Genomic DNA, 17,605 nt, shown 5'->3' with positions numbered 1-17,605 from the left:
TAACGAGACGTCGGTGAACCATTATAGTAAATATCTGAAAGCTTGCCCTCAACGACAACAAATTTGAGCGTCTTGCTGTTTTTGATATCTTGATCGGGAATATAAAAACGCGCCGTTACATAGCCTTGATCCAAATAAACTTTGGTTAACTTCTTGATTAAGAGCTGAATATCAAAAAGACCGATACATCTTCCAACATAAGGCTCTGTTACGGCTGATATAGAGCGCTTTTTGACATGATGCACTCCCTCAACAATAATAGCATGAATGGGAAAACATTGTTTCCCACCCAAAAGCGTTTCTGGATTTTGCTCTGAAGGCGTCTTGATCCTTTTAGGCGTTAAAGACCGTAATTTCTCAATTCTTTCTAATTGCTGCTTCTCAGATTGTTGGCGAGAAAAATTATCGGTTGGGGAATAAAAAATAGCTGAGGAGCGCGCATAAACATTTACACCTGTAAACAAGCCAAAGAAAACAACAATGGCACGAAAAATTCTCAAAAGAGAACTTTGGCGTAAAAATATCAATAACAATACAGATTGCCCCCGCTTTGCATTATTCATGAAGCACTCTTTAAAAGAACTTCATGGAACCGCTAATAAATCCACTCAAAACAGCCACTGCCCTATGACGCTTTTAACAAAAGCACATGCCTCTGTTACCAAAGAAAAGTGACACCCAAAACTGCTTTATTTTAACTGCTGAAGATCTCTCCCCCACATTTATATGAAAAAAACCTTTAACCAAAACTGTTTAGCCCGTCAATGGTTAATACATCAATATCCCCAGTTTAATGCTACAATATATTTATCAATAATTAGAGATAAATTCACTCTCCAGCTCCTCTAAGCCACTCAACACGCATATATGAGACATCATCCGATCAAGCACATCCTGTCGTCAAAAACCATCATAGAAAACAATGAAGAACCTCTTTTGAAGTCTTAAGACAACCACGCAAAACTCTTTTTATGCCATTCTCATCAAGGAACTTTTTTCCATAAGCAAATGATCTGAGTGACCTTATCAGAAGAGTTTTGTCAGTGTTGTCAGTTCTTTTTAGAGCCTATACTATTTTTTTAAATGAGATAAAAAATTAAAAACATTATATTTCAATATGTTAGTATTTTAATGATACAACCCATAAATACAATCAATAATATATATTTGTCAGTTATCTGTCAGTAAATTGAACTGACAAAAGTGATCATTTTACTGAGTAATTAAAACGTGGCTTATGAAAAGCGTATGAAAGTAAAAACTGATTACGTTATTAAAATCCCTTGTATGAATTTTTATCAGTTCATTTTAATAGATAACCTTATGATTTTAGTGAGTGATTAAAACACGTCTTAAAAAAAGCATATGATCCTTTAAGCCTTTCAAAAGAAAGGGGGTATAATCATAAGAAATGCTATCAAGATCATTATGGTTATGAGTTTTGAAGAGGTTTTGAGTTTTGACGGTTGCTGCTTTTATATAAAAAAATAGCAAAAAATAAAAACAACCTATATCGACATTACAACCTATAAATTCAACTAATAATATACGTTTTGAGGGGGTTTTGACGGTTTTTACACCTTCAAAACCTATCTATAAAATAATTCATAAAATTTATCAAAATACTCATTCTGATATTTTAAAGCCCATGGTGCATTTGTCTTGATTAACACATCAAATAAACAGCAAATTTCACTATTTTGCTGATCTGATCTCTCTCATGGGCTGTGGATAAACAGCCTTCAAAAAAACCTTTTGAAAAAAATTTATCCGCTTTTTAGCATTTTTCGCATTTTTCACACTATTCATTCAAAATGGATTTAATAAGCTTCGTTTTGATTCTTTTGAAGAGAATTAATCAATAGAATATATTGTTATGGAGTTTATTCTTTATGCTTCGCCCTCATCATTCCGATCATGAACATGTCTCTTTACGCTCTCTCTTAGAATATTATCGTCAACAAGCAAAATCACCCCGTGAATTGGGAACATTGTTTGAAAATCTTGTCATGGCTTATCTTATGCATGACCCTCTCCATTTTGGACGATATGAAACGGTTGAGAGCTATTATGAATGGGCTAAAGAGCATGAAGGTTGGAATAAAAATGATATCGGTATTGATTTGGTGGCTAAGCTTCGTCATCAAGAAGGATATGTGGCTATTCAGTGTAAGTGTTATAAAGCAGATCATCAGATTAGTAAAAAGGATATTGATAGCTTTATCGCGGCATCTGGAAAAGACATTTTCAAATATCGTCTTCTCGTTGATACCACGGAAGTAGAATTAAGTGATAATGTGAATGCCATGATCAAAGGACAAGCGATACCCGTTTATCGCATTGACCTTCGTCATATGGAAAACAGTCGTATAGACTGGCAAATATTTGCAACGAAAAAAGAAATTGTTCTGAAATCAACAAAAGAGCCTCGTCCCCATCAAGAAGAAGCCATCAAGAAAGTCTGTGAAGGGTTAAAAGAAGCAGACCGTGGCAAGCTGATTATGGCATGTGGAACGGGTAAGACGTTCACTAGCCTTAAGATAGCAGAGACCATAGCAGGAAAAGGCAAGCGTGTTTTGTTTCTGGTGCCTTCTCTGGCTTTAGTCTCGCAAACAATCCGTGAATGGACAGCCGATGCACAAGTACCTTTGCGTTCTTTTGCTGTGTGTTCGGATACGAAAGTAGGCAAGCGTCGTAAAAACCAAGATGATATTGTTGGCATGGAAACATCAGATCTTGTTCTCCCTGCTACCACGGATGCAAAAGCCCTTGCCAAAGAAGCTTGTGAAAACCTCGCAGATGCAATGACGGTTATCTTTTCAACCTATCATTCCATTCAAGTGATTTCGGATGCACAAAATACCCATGAGTTACCCGAATTTGATCTGATCATTTGTGATGAAGCGCATAGAACAACTGGTGTTGTATTGGGAAGTGCATGAACACTTTCCATGGTAAGACGATCATCAGTGTCATCTGCTTCATCCACTTCCTCTGCCACTTCAACAGAAGTTGTTTTAGAAGCAACAGATGCTGTTTGCGCATCCAAACTCAAAATCGGAGCGTTTTTGGGAAAACCAGTCCGATAACGCCGTGCAAGAGTAAGAGCGTTGTCAATCGTATATTTCGTGATACCTTCCACAAAGCCTAGATGGTTCTTTGCCCTGAAACTTTCCTTATAAAATTTGAGCTTTTCAATATCACCAATCAGAATGAGTGCTATAAAGTGACGTGCCACAAGGTGAGCTTCACTGTTTGTTGGCAAAGCGGCATAATCATAGATGATTTGATTGACATTTTGCCGATCAGCCCACTCAAGTATATCTGTACAAATCTCCTTTAGCTTGCCTTCATCCAATTCAGTACTAGAAACTGTATAAAATTCTTCTGCCTCTTTGAGAGCTATATATTGGGGCAATCTAGGAAACATCTCTCTATGAGCAGTAGAAAAGCCAAGTGTTGAAAGCGAAGCCTTAAATACAACAATCGGCTCTTCTTCATCACTTTGAAGGTTATACATTATATTGATGATACGGTCTTTACTTACAAAATAAGCATTGCGATCATAGTTCTTATCGCGATAAACTGTCCACCCCATTTCTTTTAATTGCTCTGTAACTTTATTGAAAGTAATCAAAACTTGTGGACTGAGATGTGCTTCTGCTGACTCTCGCTCATTAAGGATTTTCAGATGTTTTTCAGAAAATTCAACGGCATGGTTAACATATTTTTCTACTTCATCATCATCCAAATCATCATCCAAATGTTCAGAAATCGTACCAGCTTCTAGAAAATTTTTATAAGATTTCAGGATATCAATTCGACCTGTCAACGCTAAGCAAGCCAAATGCCAGACTATATCTATATTGTAGCTATACTTTTGAACACGTGTTTTGCTTTCTATTGATGCTTGTAAATCTTGGGCACGCGCCCATTGTATTATCCGCTCAGAGATTTTTGTCAACTCTTGCTCATTCAATTCCTCTACACAAATATCAATTTCCTTGCCAAAACCACTAAAAAAACCTCCTCCAATCGTGTTAAAAGACTTATAAATATCCGTAGGTCGTATCCAATTATATTCTCTCCTATAGTGAATATATTTGCAAGCTACAGAAATCATTTCATTAGATATTTCAGCTTCAAGACGAACATTGTAATTATCAGGAAGACGGATAAAGCCAAAATCAAATTGAATAAAACGGTCTGGCAAAGAGAGAAACATTCTCTCAGGTTCCATAGCAATCCATCCTCGCGTTTTGAGGATGCGACTTGCTGCGATGAGATTTATCGAGCGCTGTTTTGGCTTATTGCGCGTTAGAATATCGTCTAATTCCCCATTTTTATAGGCCTGTGCAAATAAAATAAGGCGATCAATCCACTCCATGGTTGCGTAATCGGCAAATTCTGATACGTTTATTTTGGGCGTAGACTCATAACTCCTTAAAGCTTCTATCTCGCCGAGAAGAGCCTTTGCAACAAGAGAATGATTAGCAGCTTCTTCATGTAATTTTTGTTTAATATTTCGTGTTTTTGCCCAAGTAATGACTTTGTTTAAAGCAGATTCAATATGACTTTCTAAAAGATCCGGTACCGTAACCCCGAAATCACCTATTTCTGGATAGAGTATATATCCATACCGTGACTTTTGCCCCCTAGAATATTCACAAGCAAGACTATAAGAAGCCGTTGTGAGACTAGCTAATAACCAAAATTTTTCACCATCCGTTTCATGTTTCACACCATAGCTCAAATCCACAATGCGATCCGGAAGATAATAATAGGCAAATGTATCGCCTACTTCATCACGATAGAGCTCACAGCCCAGACTTTTTAATATTTCTGCTGCATCTTTAGTTTGCATAATGTTTCACTCTTCTCCAACCGCCGGATAACAGCTAACTGTATAAGGAATTATTCTATTCCACTCTTTGTTTATTTGATTTTCACTCCAATTGTCTCTAAACTCTTTCAGAAGCTCTGCATCTCCTTCAAATTTTTTCAAATCTTCTTGGTATTTATTAAGCTGTTCCTTATTTTCCCCTAGATAGCGTTTCATAATTTTTCCAAAAGGTTTTGCATCTCCTGTTTTATACGCTATTTCAAAATCTTTTTGACATTCTGTTAATTGAAAATTACCAGTTTTTATATCAATAACTTTTAATACACCTTTCTCCACATAAATAATATCAGGGCGATGTATTTTTTTTAACGAAAAGTTCATAGATTATTCTCCATAAGTCGCAGTTTATTCACGCTAATACTGTTCTACCACTGTAAATAATAGTTGATCTTTCGTCTCCCAGCCAAGCGTTTTTAAAATCTCTGTCACGTCTTTAGTTCGCATCGCTATTCACTTTCATTCAAAAAGTCCTGGATAATGAAAAACGTTAACGTCAGTTTTGTCTAACTTATTATTCAATTGTTCTTTAATCCATTTTCTATTCTCATTTTCTAATTCTTTCTTACTTTCTTTAAAATCTTTGAAATCTTTTTGATATTTCTCTAAGAACTCTTTGTTATCTTTAAGAAATTTTATATAATTTCCTTTTGTAGGTTCTGCATTTCCTTTTTTATATGCCTCTTTCAAAATCTTTTGTTGTTCACTTAATTTAGCATTCTTCCCCGTTTTTACCTCGCCAATTTTTATTTTACTATTCTCTATATAAACGATATCCGCACGAGATCTTACTCCCCCCCTTATCCGTCTTAGTTTTGAATACTATTTCTGTTTTGCATGTTCTACATCCTTCATCATTTAATTCTTGTTTTTTCTCATCGCATTTTTTATCATGATGCTTCCTGACTTGTCCAAATATGTTACCCTTTCCATCATTATTGTTTTGTGGTTCTTTATTGTTTCCGTTTTTTTCTTATTTTTACTTTCCTTCTGAGAAGCTTTATTTTTTTCTTCTTTTGAGTTTTGGTTTGTTTTTTCGCTGTCTTCTTCTGCATTTTTCGATGCAAACAAATAGCCAAGGAAATCCGTTATAGCCGTCTTATTGCTAGAGGATCCAACAACAGTTGCTCCGCCAGCCATAAAAAGAGACAGAGCTGCCAACTCTTCTGGTGTAAGCGACACAATGAATGCTGCTACCGCAGGAAGAAAATTATTCTCCGTAGCATTACCTGCGGCATCGGCTCCGGCATTAACATCACCACCAGCAAGGGCAGCAGCAAAGCCCCCCACAGCCCGTGCGACATCAATGGCATGATCGCTAAAGTCAGCAAACTGTGCTTCAATCTTTGCATTTATACGCGCTTGTTCTTCTGCCGTTGGAATACGACCATCCAATGCTGCTATTTCTTTTTGTATAAAATTGGGGGACCACAATTGAAACTGAAACATAGCAGTGGCTTCGCCCACAGCACCCCCCACAGCACCGGCAGAGCAAGCACCGCTCGCAACAGCGCCTTTTAAGCAGCCAAGACCAGCGTGGGCAACGATTTGTGTGATCGTGTCTATTTTGCCTTCTGCCTTGGCGGTGCCGATTTCTTCCGCCAATGATTTGCCAACCGTATCAGACAGGGCGATGCGCAGATTGTTAAAAAAGTTCTTGTCAAGAGAGCCGCCCTCAAGAGCCGTTTGCACGCCTGTGCCAATGGCGGCTTTGATCAGGTTCTTTTCCGCTTCAAGGGCGATACGATCGACAAAAGGAGCGGTTTTTGGCAAAGATTGTCCAACACCTAGCCATTTCCGTTATTTGGCTGGTTAAGCCCGCTGTCAACATCGATGAGACAATGCTGAGAACATTCTTGGAAGAACCTAACTCATGCAAGGCGCCGGCAATATTGCCGCGATTATTGACAAAAGCCACAGCGCTTTTGTTAATCAGCGCTTGGACACCTGCCTGTATCGCTGCATTCATGGCGGTGCTCGAGCCAAGCCCCAAAGCACCGGTAATGGCACTAGCAGCGCCCGAGGCTGCTCCGCCTGTAACCGCCGTGACAGCCAATGCCACGATAGCTGCACCGGCTTCTGTCAGCCCTTGGGTTTTATAATCCCAGTCTTTAAACTCAGCCTTAACTGCTAGCCAATCAACTTTCCTTACAAATCTTAATCAACCCAAAGTAATAGCCTGAAATAGCCGTGTGTCGTATGGAAAATTAAAAACAAAAATCGAATGAAGAAAATGCACTTGAGACTTGCATATGGCTTCACAGGTTTATTGCTGTAAAAGCTTCAAATGATGATATCTCTAATACTTTTCGCTTGTTCTCTTGTGGTAGCTTCCACATGCAAAAATATATGGACTATAATACCTCTTCTCAAGCTTATCAAACTGAACTCAAAGGTATTTCCTTATTGATTTTGAAAGAGTCCTTAAAACGCATTTTGCAGAGCAACGTAGAAAGCATGTCTAAAAAAATCATTCCAAGAGCAACAGATTTTTCTAAGTATTGTGAAGAGATTGAAAAAGACCTTCTTTCACGCACCAAAACTCTTCATGAACTAATGATAGGAGAGTTTAAAATAGATTTCTAAAAAGTAGCAAAATAGTGAAAAGTGCTGATCATTTTTGGATTGGATATGCATTTAAAGAGTGATTAAAAAGTTTTTTTAATGTACAATATATTTCTAGAAGCTAAAATAGCTCTATAGTATCAAATTTATAAAGTAAATAAATCCATTAATACAAATTAAGGATTTTAGGATACGCGAATTTCAAAATATTTGTTTTTTAAAACATGAGTAGCCAGCATCAGCGCAAAAAATATTGCGGCAATTATGATTCCCTTTCGTGTACTTTTGAAATAACAGAGCTTTTCTTTAATCTTTATGAAAGGGTTGCCAGTGCGATGGGCTTTGTTGAAAGGTGGATTTTGGTATCAAAATGCAAGCAAGAGTTTGGGATTATGGAGCTCTGTGTTTAAAGCTATCATCAACTATAGATAAATCATAGACGAGGTTAACTAAAATATTAAAAGCAACTGGATGCAATAGAAGACATTGCTATTAAAAGAAAAGCAAATGCTAAAAAGACTAAAAGGTAGTTTGTGTTTTTATATCAGAAAATAATTTAAGAAATTGAGATCATAATTTTTTCACAGGAAATAAATATGTTTACAGATAAGAAGAGAAAAGCCTTGTTTGGCGTTATAATTTTTATATTTGTATGTTTTTTAGGAATAAGAAAAAATCTTGACTTATTCAGGGTATTTTGACATTCGCGTCTATTTTTTTGGTGATCGTAACAACTGTTTTTGCAATTTTACGCAATTCTAATATCCCTTCTGAGTTGCAAAACAACCCACAATATAAATGCGGCAATACAACAGGTTGGAAGAGATTAACATGTGAGTTATATCAGTATATGCACAGTCTCCTAAAGTTAATAATTTTAGCGCTTGTCGTTTTAATTTTCCCAAGTATTTATAAAGAAACTGTTTCTTTGCCTGTCATTTCTAAGTACGTGGAGCACAAGTTTTCTTTTTCATTGGATACCATACTTTGGTACTTAGATATTGCTCTTGGATATTCAAATACCATAATTTGGTACTTTTTTTTAGTCTGTGTATTCTTCCTTATGTTGCGTACACGCAGTTTAATAAATATATCTATTTACACGCTACAGAGCTCTATTAAATAGATACAGTAAAACTTACGATTTCATGATTTAATTTTTCTTTTATATGACCTTCATTATACATACCATTATCATTTTTACTTGTTTTAATAGCAAATTTATGTTGAAAAGTTTCAGTATTAAAGATTATATCAAAATTATTATGTGTCTTTCCAACAAAACTTATGTTTTTAAATGCTGGATTTAATTTATATTTTTTAAAAAGATTCAAAAAATAATTCTTTAAATTATTTTTTTCTTTAAATTTGATACCCAAGTCAAGTTCCATTTCAGAATAATCATCCGTGGGAAATTCACCCAACAAAAGTTTAGCCATCTTTAGCAAGTTGTCTTCTGATTGCATTGCAAAAAAATCTAATTGTTTTGGTTGTGTATATTTCAGTTTTATTTCTTTAATTAAAAGCAATTTTTTTCGAACTCTTCCTTACCAACAATATCAGGTGAGATATCAATCGTTTTCGGGGGAAAAGATTTTTTGTAGTGTAGCTGCAAGAATTTGTTTAACTCTTTATTTGAAGAAAAAAGAGTAAACTCTATAGGAATCAAAATTCCAAAATATTGCTTATTCTGTTCAATCTGATTTTTAGAACGTGGGTTAGGAATATTCTGAAAATCGTTTTCAGAATCAATAACTTCAGGATTATAAGGACTATTTTCTCCCGTTAAAACATAAATCCAATAGCAGATCTTCGAGTTCACAGAAAAATTTTCGATTATTAAAGTAGCACATTGATTATCACAGTTAAAATCGTATCTTCTTTCCTATAAAAATTTATCAGCATCATTGATATTAACTAATTCTGAGGCTGGATCTATTTTATATTTATAAGAAAGAAAGTTAATGGTATTCATAAAGTTAACATAATTACAATGTCTATAGTCTTATCAGATGGCAGGTGCTTCCCAAGTTATCTTAGTGATTATGGGAAGATAGTGTATCCAAAATATATTGTATTGTTTAGAATCAGTTAGTTAAAGATCGAAGCTATACAATTTTAATTGCAAAGCAATACGAATTTTAGAGAACTCTGCAGTGAAAGCTGCTTAGATTTTTAGAATATGGGCTCCCCCTTCCCGGCTTTTAAGTGGAGGAGAAATCAGTGCATTGAACGAAGCATAGTATCACGTAAAATGGCGTTAATACGCATTTGATATCCTTTCCCTTGACTTTTAAAGTCACGCTGGAACGTCTGAATCCACACGCACTGTTGTGACAGTTTTGGGTGGTTTATAGAATGGATTGCGAACGGCATTTTTCCAGAACACATCATTGAGTGACGGAATATCTCTATGATCAATTGCACTATCTGACATTACAGCCAATTTATCAATTTCAACTCTCTGTTCATCTGTCAAAGCTGATAAGTTACCTACCTCAATTTCATAACGAACTTTCTTCTTTATAACGTTTCCTTTTTTTCAAGTTGGCTCGCCGTGCTGAAATAATACGGATTACCTCTATACCATTTTTATCGTCATGGACAGTATGCGCTACGAATAATAATAAAAAACCATCCATGAGCCCTAAAGCTTGCTAACCATACTCTCCGTTTTCAATACGTTCTTGTTTAGTTATGGAGAATGGGTCCGAAAAAACACATGCAACTATTTCAAAACTTTACACGGTGCTTTCTAAGATTACTTTTTGTTTTAGCTTCATTCCATTCAAATCTCATTTTTATACCTTATATTAATACATTTATAAGGGCACTATATACATCAAGAGTTTTTAGATGAACACTAAATTATCCATGTTTTTATACAATTAATATAATTTAACACTTTTAAAATTAGTGATTAATTAACTAAAAATATTAAAAAAATAATAAATTATTCTAAGGCTTTATGCATATAATATGCAAATCGAATAAAACTTACAAGCCTGTTGAATAAAATGATATTAATTGGCTATTTAGGGGCTGCTCCTGAAAGAAAAAAGAATTTTGGTGCCGAAACATTCAATTTTCGTATGGCTACCTCTGAGAGCTATGCAGATAAAAATACCAATAAAAAAGTGACAAAACAAAATGGTATTCCGTGGTGCTTTTTAATCTACATACATTTGGCAAAACTTGTTCTTCAGTACAAAACTGCCCCTTTTTCCGAATGAATGAGAGGAACGGTTTTTTTTATGGTCAACGCTACAAAGGATGCAATCAGCACTTTCAAGAAACCACTAACAAAAAAACCTAATGAACTTATTAAAACTGTCAGAAAAGGAACCTGTGTCATATACGCTACCCATGGTATTCCAAAAGAATAGACTATCCCAATGCCACCCACAGTATTTATCATAAATAATATTATAAAATTTAACCGCTGCCAAAACAATTCTACCATAAAGCCAATAAAAAATGCAGCAAATGGAAAACTAATCAGATAACCACTTGTAACTCCTGAAAAAACACTAATTCCACCACGACCACTAGGCAATAGAGGTAACCCAATTGCAATAAGAACAAGGAAAAGAAGTGATGCTAACGCTCCCCTTTTTGCTCCAAGTATAGAGCCTGCTAACATCGGAGCCATAGACTGAGCTGTAATAGGGACACCCAGCAAAAAAGGAAGATAAAGAGGAGGAAAAAGACTCAAAACAGCGTAAATAGCGGCAAATAAAGCAATATAAACCAAATCCTTTGTATTCACTGAATTATTCCTTCACTAGGGAAAAGCTTTCGTTATTGTTGTACAATTAATAAAAAGTATCAGATTTATAAAAGTACACTTTAAATGCCTTAGATATAGAGAAAAATATTATAATAATTTATTTTAATAATATTACTTATATAAATCATATTAGATTCTACAATGTTTAATTATATCATAAATTACTATAGTTAAATTCAATAATAGTGATATACGAATATTATATAACAACAGCATAACAAAATAATACATTTATTTTAGTTATTATGCTTTGAATGCATGAGAGGAACAGATCTTTTAATCGCGAGTGCAATAAAGGATGCAATCAACGCTTTTAAACAATCGCCTATCAAAAAAACTGATGAAGCCATTAAAACATTCAGTAAAGAAACTTTGGTCATATACGCTGTCCATGGAACCCCAAAAGAATAAACTATCCCAATGCCACCAAAAGTATTTATCATAAATAATGTTATAAAATTTAACCGCTGCCAAAACAACTCTACCATTAAACCAATAAAAAATGCGGCAAATGGAAAACCTATTAAATAACCACTTGCAATCCCTGAAAAGACACTGATTCCACCACGACCACCAGACAACAGAGGTAATCCAATCGCAACAAGAACAAGAAAAAGGAGTGACGCTAAAGCACCCCTTTTTGCCCCAAGTATAGACCCTGCTAGCATCGGTCCCATCGATTGAGCTGTAACAGGTACCCCTAGAAGAAAAGGAAGATAAATAGAAGGGAAAAGGCCCAAAATAGCATAAATAGCGGCAAATAAAGCAATATAAACTAAATCTTTTGTATTCATTTAATTCTTCTTTTACTATAAAAACTCTGATTATTACGAGATGCTGTATCAATAGTATCAGCATCATAAGAACGCGCTTCCAATGCTTCAGCCACTTCTGACGCCATTCTTATGGTCCGTATAATTAAAGGTATCGCAAGAGCAACAATGTTAGTATTAAGTCCCCGTGCTTGCTGTGCTTCATGCACCTCATTAAACTTTTCACTCAAAAGAGGAATAAACCTGATCGCCATAGAGATAACCATACTCACTTTTGATGGATTTATACCAAAACAACGAAAGGGCTGGAGGCCTGCTTCAATTGCATCCACCATATCTGACACTTTTGTTGTGAATGAAATAACTGATGATAAAGAAAAGAGGATAACAAGACGTAATATGACCTCAACCCCTGTAAGCCAACCGCTAAAAATAGTTTGAAATACAAATAGAAGAACTAAAAGCAATCCCATCGATTTAAATTGCTTTATCACAGTTTTGAAAGGGATCTTGGCGACTCTATAGAATAAGATGACAAACAACAAAAATAAACCAAGAAGCGCTATGGAAGAAACCATTATTATAAAAGTTCCACACGCCGTAAGAAATAATAACTTAACTCCAGGCCTTAACCTATGAATAAATGTATCCCTCGGAATATATAAACCGATCATGACATTCTTCTTATATACTCCTTTATAGCAACAAAAGGTACATCATCAATTGCTATCTCCCCCTTATCAAAAACCAGCACTCTATCAAACTTTTTCAAAAACTCTAAATCATGCGATACAACTATTGCAGTTTGTGGTAATTCTTCTATCACTTGCGTAACGCGATGCTTATTTCGCAAATCAAGTAATGTCGTCGGCTCATCAAAAATAATGTAGTCTGGTTTCATTGCAACTACACCGGAAATAGCAACGAGTTGTTTTTGCCCACCACTTAATAAATGGACAGCGTGATTTCTGAAATCTTGAAGTTCATAGCGCTGTAAAATTTCATCTACACGCTCCTTAATTTCATCTTTATTAAGCTTTAAATTTTTGAGACCAAAGGATAAGTCCTCTTCAACTAATGGTAAAACAATCTGATTATCTGGATTTTGAAAAACAAATCCAACTTTACGCTTTACTGCTTTTGCATCGCGTTTTGTATCAAGCCCATCAACGCTTACAAAACCATGAGATGGTAATTGGAGCCCATTAATAAGACGAACAAATGTACTTTTTCCAGAACCATTCGCACCTATAATAGCAATTCGTCTTTCGGTAAGCTGTACAGTAATATTTCTTAAAACACACAAATCACCAAAAACTTGTGTTACCTCATCAAATTTTATAATCCCCAAAGTTTATTCCAATCAATCCCTTTTATTAGCTCTTCTTTCTCTATCGTTTCAGTTTATAACCTAAAAGTAATAACAAGCACCATAGAGGAATGATAATGACTGCCAAACTCATATCAGGCATCTGTACAGGAATATATGTTTCAAGAAAAGGCACGCTTATTCCTATCATATCAAAAAGTCGAGTCATCAATCCATTTTGCCTAAAACCACTGACAAACATAATGCAAAACAATAAAGCAAGAAAGCTGAGGCAAAGATAGTTAGCGTAAGGATATAAACCAAATGCATAAATAAAATCGCCCTTTCTGTTCTTATATGCATTGCGAAATTTCAAATGAACAATAACAATAATAGCCCAAGTAATCACTGCTGCTGCAGTTGCAAGAGCCATGATCCGCATGAAACTATTATCAGGAACAAGAGCATTAACAACGACAATCAACGCCGTACATAATGATGAAAAAAGGATAGCAATATAAGGAACACGAGCAGCACTCAGTTTACTAAAAATATGTGGTGCATTTTTTTGTACAGCTAAACTATAAAGCATACGGCCATTAGAATAAATGCCACTATTGTAAACAGAAATAGCAGCCATAATCACCACAAAATTCAAAATATGACCAGCAGCAGGAATTCCTATAGTCTCGAAAATTGTGACAAAAGGACTACCATTTTTTCCAATCATATTCCAAGGGCTGATTATCATAATAACGCTGATAGAACCAATATAAAAAATTATAATCCTCCACATAACTTGACGAATAGCCGCTGGAATTGTTTTTTGTGGATTAGATGCTTCTCCAGCAGCAATACCAATAAGCTCCGTTCCTCCAAAAGAAAACATTACTACAGAAGTTGCTAAAACAACCCCTACTGCTCCATAAGGGAAAAAACCGCCATGGTCCCAAAGATAATGAATATTCGCTTGATTTTCCCCTAGTCCAGTGACAATGAGAAAAATTCCCAAAATAATCATACCAATAACAGCAGCCACTTTGATCAAAGCGCAAACAAATTCAAATTCTCCATAAAAACGAACATTAAACAAATTAACAAATGTAACAAATAAAAGAACAATGAAAGATGTCTTCCAATGATCAATCAAAATCCAATGATCAAGGTAAAACCCTATCACTGTAAGTTCAGCCATGCTCACAAGAATATAAAGAAACCAATAATTCCAACCTGTTATGAAACCAGCTAATCTCCCCCAATATTTATAAGCAAAAAAACTAAATGCTCCTGAAGACGGTTCTTCTACTGACATTTCACCAAGCATTCGCATAATGAAATACATAATAAGCCCGCCGACAAGATAAGATAAAATAACTGAGGGACCAGCTAATTGAATTGCCTCGGTTGACCCATAAAAAAGTCCCGTCCCAATAACGCCACCCAAAGCAATCATTTGAACATGGCGATTTTGAAGGCTACGCTTCAATTCCTCGTGCTTTTTTTCAGACATCATGCCTCACTACTTTTGTTGAACTTAACCTCAACTTTTATTGAAAAATTAGGCACCTCTTTCAAAAAACACAAAACAAACGTAAACTTATTTTCTCATCATAATGCAACTCCTCATTTTTTTGTGCATTATACGTATGTCCCGTTGAAGTTTTAAGAAAAAATATGCTCCACCCTTTATTTAAATTAATGTCCTTCATTTTCGTTACACTAACCATTATAGCATTGGTCATTGATAACGCACACTCTGTAATCACATCACATTGGACAACAACCCCCTTTAATAAAATTTTAATAAACCTTCTGCAAACAGATATCTATCACCTTAATCAATCTCTATGCAAGGTAATGCCTGATTTTCTGTCCTCAATTTGCATTACTCTCACTTATTTACCCGCATGGTCTATCTTTGGTGCTTTAGCAATAGTATTTTGTATCTTAAATTACGAAAAACAAAAGCCTTTTCACAAAATATCATATACATATAACGAAGAGTACATTTGATCTTGAAAAAAACTTCTAGAGCTCTCTGTCCTATAACATAATCGATGTCGCTTAAAACCCCTCACTCTATAAAACAACTGAAAATCACTTGATCATCAGAACAAATTAAAACGCTTTATTATAAATATAGACGCTCACTTATGATTTCTATAGATAACGATAACATCACTTCATTTGTATCAATTTAAAAAAATTAGCGAATAAATCTACCTCCCACCTATAAGAAAACTCTGTACAGAAAAAACTTAAAATATTGCAGTTCATATATTTTTCTATGGCTGCTTCTTTATACTCTACAAAAACTTTTCTTAATTTTCGTACTAGAAACCCCATGTAAAAAAACGTCTTCTAATATCAGCTCTCCTTATAAGATTAGAACTTATTAGAATTAATGAAGAAGCTTATAAAAATTATTCTACAAGTCTAACAAAATGCGTGAAATAAAAACTCATCTGTAAATAATTGCAATTATGATAAAAAATATTTCGCACCTTCTCCCTATTGAGAAAATGGTAAGATAACAGCTTCAGTAACACTCTGTTCTTTTAAATCTGAAAATCGTCTCACTAAAATATCAACTTTTTAGATATCTCATCCAAACTTTTCCATTGATTAATTACCTCTCGAGAAAGTTCTTCAATGAATTTTTCTTGGTAAGCTAGCTTCATTTCTAGTTCTATCAGCCGATCTTCATCCGACATGATTTTTACTCCCTCTTAAATAAAAAAACGTGATTAATAATTTTATTAATCCTCCTCCCTTTTTCTTCCCATAAAAATGAGAAGTAACTTTTAAACTAATTCTACTCATCTTATTTGCACATTATAAAGGGTTTATGATGATCTTTATTTTCCCAATCACTTATGCAACAAATTTCTTTCTCAAGAACCAGAAAATGTTTTTATCTTTACTAAGATATCGTGACACCATTTTTCATCCTAAAGATCTACATTCCCAGCTTCTTAATTTAAGTGTTATCTAAATTGGAAAGCATTTTATAGCATTAAGGTCAAAGAATACTTTCCTCTGACTTTTACATACTTCTCCTTCAAATTATTATCATATTTATAAATTATTGAAAAAATGCATTCTTGCTTTTATACGTACTTTTAGCTATTACCCTCAAATTAGTTTTGTTTCATTGACTTACAAACCTATGCCGCATTAGCTCAGTTGGTAGAGCACATCATTCGTAATGATGGGGTCGCTGGTTCGAATCCGGCATGCGGCACCATTTTATTTCTTAAACATATTGAAATATATAGATTTTTTCTTTAAATAGCCATTTTCAGACCACCTTTTAGACCACCTTCTACAGTTTATATAATTTTACCTAATTTGTTCTTATTTTCTCCTTATTTTTCGTTGAAGTGAATGCTAAAATCTCTTTTTTCCTTCACCTTACTGCTCTCCCTAGCTTGCATGGCTTTGGAAATACACCTGAGGCATCTAATGGCGAATCGTTGTTGTGGATACACTAAAAAGCTGTGCACATTCACGGATTGTTACATATCTATCGCCATCATCAAATATCATTTCATTGCCTTTCTCTTTTTTATGTTATGTAAATGGGCTGGGGGGCTAGGAGGAGAGAACTTCCTATATCTTTAAGCGGCTTTTTGTCAAAATCTTTTTTGTCTCTTGTGCTATTGCCTCTAAAAAGATTTCAATAGCTTGATTGATTTGCTTAAGACGCTGCTGGAAACGTAGCCAATACAACACCAGACAAAGGTGATACCATTGGACCCGAACACCCCACAAAATGCTTCATATGAAAAAGACAAAAGCGTTATTCATATGGAAAAAAATATCTGACGGTGAGGTCAGCGATCATAGCAGCTTTTCTTATAGCTTTAGTCAAAGCCTTTTTTCTTGGGAAAAAAGTTGAGAAGCAAAAGCAAACAAAGGAAGCTTTCAAGATAGCGATAACACGGCTTGAGATAGAAAATGAAATTAATAGAAAAGTGATGCTGATGTGCGCACTAAGCTTTCTAGCTAGTTGCGCGACGAATGAATGAACTTCTTGTATTGGATGGCTGCCAATTTATTTGAATCGACAAGATATCAATGTCATTAGTCCAAATTTGGCGAGAGATATTTTAAAACATAATGAACAAGGTGAACGTTTATGTGATTGGAGACATAAACGGAAAATAAAGTGATAAAAATATAATTTCTCTGAAACATCTATCAATGAAAAGATTTAAAAGAGGTGGATACATTCAGATTAGAAAGTAAAAGCACTTAAAGGATTA

Annotated in this window: 13 protein-coding genes, 1 tRNA gene and 7 pseudogenes; 6 read left to right on the top strand and 15 right to left on the bottom strand. The window is 34.8% G+C overall.

Annotated features, from left to right (window positions below; all coding sequences use genetic code 11):
• Positions 1-563: POTRA domain-containing protein (locus PVV63_RS02235; protein WP_273790441.1), on the bottom strand; the 563-nt coding region annotated here is incomplete at its 3' end.
• A gap of 1,329 nt (positions 564-1,892) precedes the next feature.
• Between PVV63_RS02235 and PVV63_RS02230 the strand changes: the two are divergent.
• Positions 1,893-2,936, top strand: a pseudogene (locus tag PVV63_RS02230) (DEAD/DEAH box helicase family protein); the annotation flags it as partial.
• On the opposite strand, the pseudogene PVV63_RS02225 reads toward PVV63_RS02230, so the two are convergent.
• The 4 genes and pseudogenes from PVV63_RS02225 to PVV63_RS02210 form a co-directional block, all read right to left on the bottom strand.
• Positions 2,933-4,864 (bottom strand): annotated as a pseudogene (locus PVV63_RS02225) (DUF6990 domain-containing protein); the annotation flags it as partial. The pseudogenes PVV63_RS02230 and PVV63_RS02225 overlap by 4 nt on opposite strands.
• A gap of 6 nt (positions 4,865-4,870) precedes the next feature.
• On the bottom strand, positions 4,871-5,224 hold the full coding sequence (locus PVV63_RS02220; RefSeq protein WP_183194745.1) for a hypothetical protein: 354 nt from the start codon (positions 5,222-5,224) through the stop codon (positions 4,871-4,873).
• A 135-nt stretch (positions 5,225-5,359) separates the two neighbouring features.
• Positions 5,360-5,590 carry a hypothetical protein gene (locus tag PVV63_RS02215; protein ID WP_273790440.1) on the bottom strand — a complete coding sequence of 77 codons (231 nt, stop codon included), beginning with the start codon at positions 5,588-5,590 and terminating at the stop codon, positions 5,360-5,362.
• Positions 5,591-6,103: 513 nt separating this feature from the next.
• Positions 6,104-7,049, bottom strand: a pseudogene (locus PVV63_RS02210) (DUF637 domain-containing protein); the annotation flags it as partial.
• A gap of 188 nt (positions 7,050-7,237) precedes the next feature.
• Here PVV63_RS02210 and PVV63_RS02205 point away from each other — a divergent pair.
• On the top strand, positions 7,238-7,486 hold the full coding sequence (locus PVV63_RS02205) for a hypothetical protein (protein ID WP_273790439.1): 249 nt from the start codon (positions 7,238-7,240) through the stop codon (positions 7,484-7,486).
• Positions 7,487-8,061: 575 nt separating this feature from the next.
• Positions 8,062-8,591, top strand: a pseudogene (locus tag PVV63_RS02200) (hypothetical protein).
• Here the strand turns inward: PVV63_RS02200 and PVV63_RS02195 are convergent.
• The 3 genes from PVV63_RS02195 to PVV63_RS10450 form a co-directional block, all read right to left on the bottom strand.
• Positions 8,584-8,994: a hypothetical protein gene (locus PVV63_RS02195; protein WP_273790438.1), complete on the bottom strand. Its 411-nt coding sequence runs from the start codon at positions 8,992-8,994 to the stop codon at positions 8,584-8,586. The pseudogene PVV63_RS02200 and the gene PVV63_RS02195 sit on opposite strands and share 8 nt — an antisense overlap.
• Positions 8,985-9,287: a hypothetical protein gene (locus PVV63_RS02190; protein WP_273790437.1), complete on the bottom strand. Its 303-nt coding sequence runs from the start codon at positions 9,285-9,287 to the stop codon at positions 8,985-8,987. The genes PVV63_RS02195 and PVV63_RS02190 overlap by 10 nt, the downstream gene beginning before the upstream one ends.
• A 477-nt stretch (positions 9,288-9,764) precedes the next feature.
• Entirely contained in the window at positions 9,765-9,944 is a 180-nt protein-coding gene (locus tag PVV63_RS10450) for a hypothetical protein (protein ID WP_273790436.1), read from the bottom strand.
• A gap of 526 nt (positions 9,945-10,470) precedes the next feature.
• On the opposite strand from PVV63_RS10450, the pseudogene PVV63_RS02180 reads away from it, so the two are divergent.
• Positions 10,471-10,646 (top strand): annotated as a pseudogene (locus PVV63_RS02180) (single-stranded DNA-binding protein); the annotation flags it as partial.
• 21 nt (positions 10,647-10,667) lie between these two features.
• Here the strand turns inward: PVV63_RS02180 and PVV63_RS02175 are convergent.
• The 6 genes from PVV63_RS02175 to PVV63_RS02145 all read right to left on the bottom strand — a co-directional run bounded on the left by PVV63_RS02175 (position 10,668) and on the right by PVV63_RS02145 (position 16,051).
• Positions 10,668-11,234 (bottom strand): biotin transporter BioY, encoded by a 567-nt coding sequence (locus tag PVV63_RS02175; RefSeq protein ID WP_273790435.1) that lies wholly within the window; start codon positions 11,232-11,234, stop codon positions 10,668-10,670.
• A gap of 257 nt (positions 11,235-11,491) precedes the next feature.
• Positions 11,492-12,049: a biotin transporter BioY gene (locus PVV63_RS02170; protein WP_273790434.1), complete on the bottom strand. Its 558-nt coding sequence runs from the start codon at positions 12,047-12,049 to the stop codon at positions 11,492-11,494.
• Complete coding sequence (locus tag PVV63_RS02165) at positions 12,046-12,702, bottom strand: energy-coupling factor transporter transmembrane protein EcfT (protein WP_273790433.1); 657 nt, start codon at positions 12,700-12,702, stop codon at positions 12,046-12,048. Before PVV63_RS02165 ends, PVV63_RS02170 begins: the two co-directional genes overlap by 4 nt.
• Positions 12,699-13,379 (bottom strand): energy-coupling factor ABC transporter ATP-binding protein, encoded by a 681-nt coding sequence (locus PVV63_RS02160; RefSeq protein WP_273790432.1) that lies wholly within the window; start codon positions 13,377-13,379, stop codon positions 12,699-12,701. Before PVV63_RS02160 ends, PVV63_RS02165 begins: the two co-directional genes overlap by 4 nt.
• Positions 13,380-13,419: 40 nt before the next feature.
• Positions 13,420-14,847 carry an amino acid permease gene (locus PVV63_RS02155; RefSeq protein WP_273790431.1) on the bottom strand — a complete coding sequence of 476 codons (1,428 nt, stop codon included), beginning with the start codon at positions 14,845-14,847 and terminating at the stop codon, positions 13,420-13,422.
• A gap of 1,069 nt (positions 14,848-15,916) precedes the next feature.
• Positions 15,917-16,051 (bottom strand): SlyX family protein, encoded by a 135-nt coding sequence (locus PVV63_RS02145; protein ID WP_273790429.1) that lies wholly within the window; start codon positions 16,049-16,051, stop codon positions 15,917-15,919.
• 457 nt (positions 16,052-16,508) lie between these two features.
• On the opposite strand from PVV63_RS02145, the gene PVV63_RS02140 reads away from it, so the two are divergent.
• Positions 16,509-16,584, top strand: a tRNA-Thr gene (locus PVV63_RS02140).
• 99 nt (positions 16,585-16,683) lie between these two features.
• On the opposite strand, the pseudogene PVV63_RS02135 reads toward PVV63_RS02140, so the two are convergent.
• Positions 16,684-16,886 (bottom strand): annotated as a pseudogene (locus PVV63_RS02135) (helix-turn-helix transcriptional regulator).
• Between the two features lie 275 nt (positions 16,887-17,161).
• Between PVV63_RS02135 and PVV63_RS02130 the strand changes: the two are divergent.
• Positions 17,162-17,349: pseudogene (locus tag PVV63_RS02130) on the top strand (hypothetical protein).
• Positions 17,350-17,605: the final 256 nt, after the last annotated feature.

The organism is Bartonella sp. CM31XJBT (assembly GCF_028618555.1).
Lineage (GTDB): Bacteria > Pseudomonadota > Alphaproteobacteria > Rhizobiales > Rhizobiaceae > Bartonella.
Note: the sequence above shows the minus strand (reverse complement) of the source record. Positions and strands in the feature narration are given on the sequence as shown.

Coding starts and splice junctions, on each gene's coding strand:
- PVV63_RS02220 (WP_183194745.1), bottom strand. CDS start 5,224: ATGAACTTTTCGTTAAAAAAAATACATCGCCCTGATATTATTTATGTG.
- PVV63_RS02205 (WP_273790439.1), top strand. CDS start 7,238: ATGCAAAAATATATGGACTATAATACCTCTTCTCAAGCTTATCAAACT.
- PVV63_RS02170 (WP_273790434.1), bottom strand. CDS start 12,049: ATGAATACAAAAGATTTAGTTTATATTGCTTTATTTGCCGCTATTTAT.
- PVV63_RS02165 (WP_273790433.1), bottom strand. CDS start 12,702: ATGATCGGTTTATATATTCCGAGGGATACATTTATTCATAGGTTAAGG.
- PVV63_RS02155 (WP_273790431.1), bottom strand. CDS start 14,847: ATGTCTGAAAAAAAGCACGAGGAATTGAAGCGTAGCCTTCAAAATCGC.
- PVV63_RS02145 (WP_273790429.1), bottom strand. CDS start 16,051: ATGTCGGATGAAGATCGGCTGATAGAACTAGAAATGAAGCTAGCTTAC.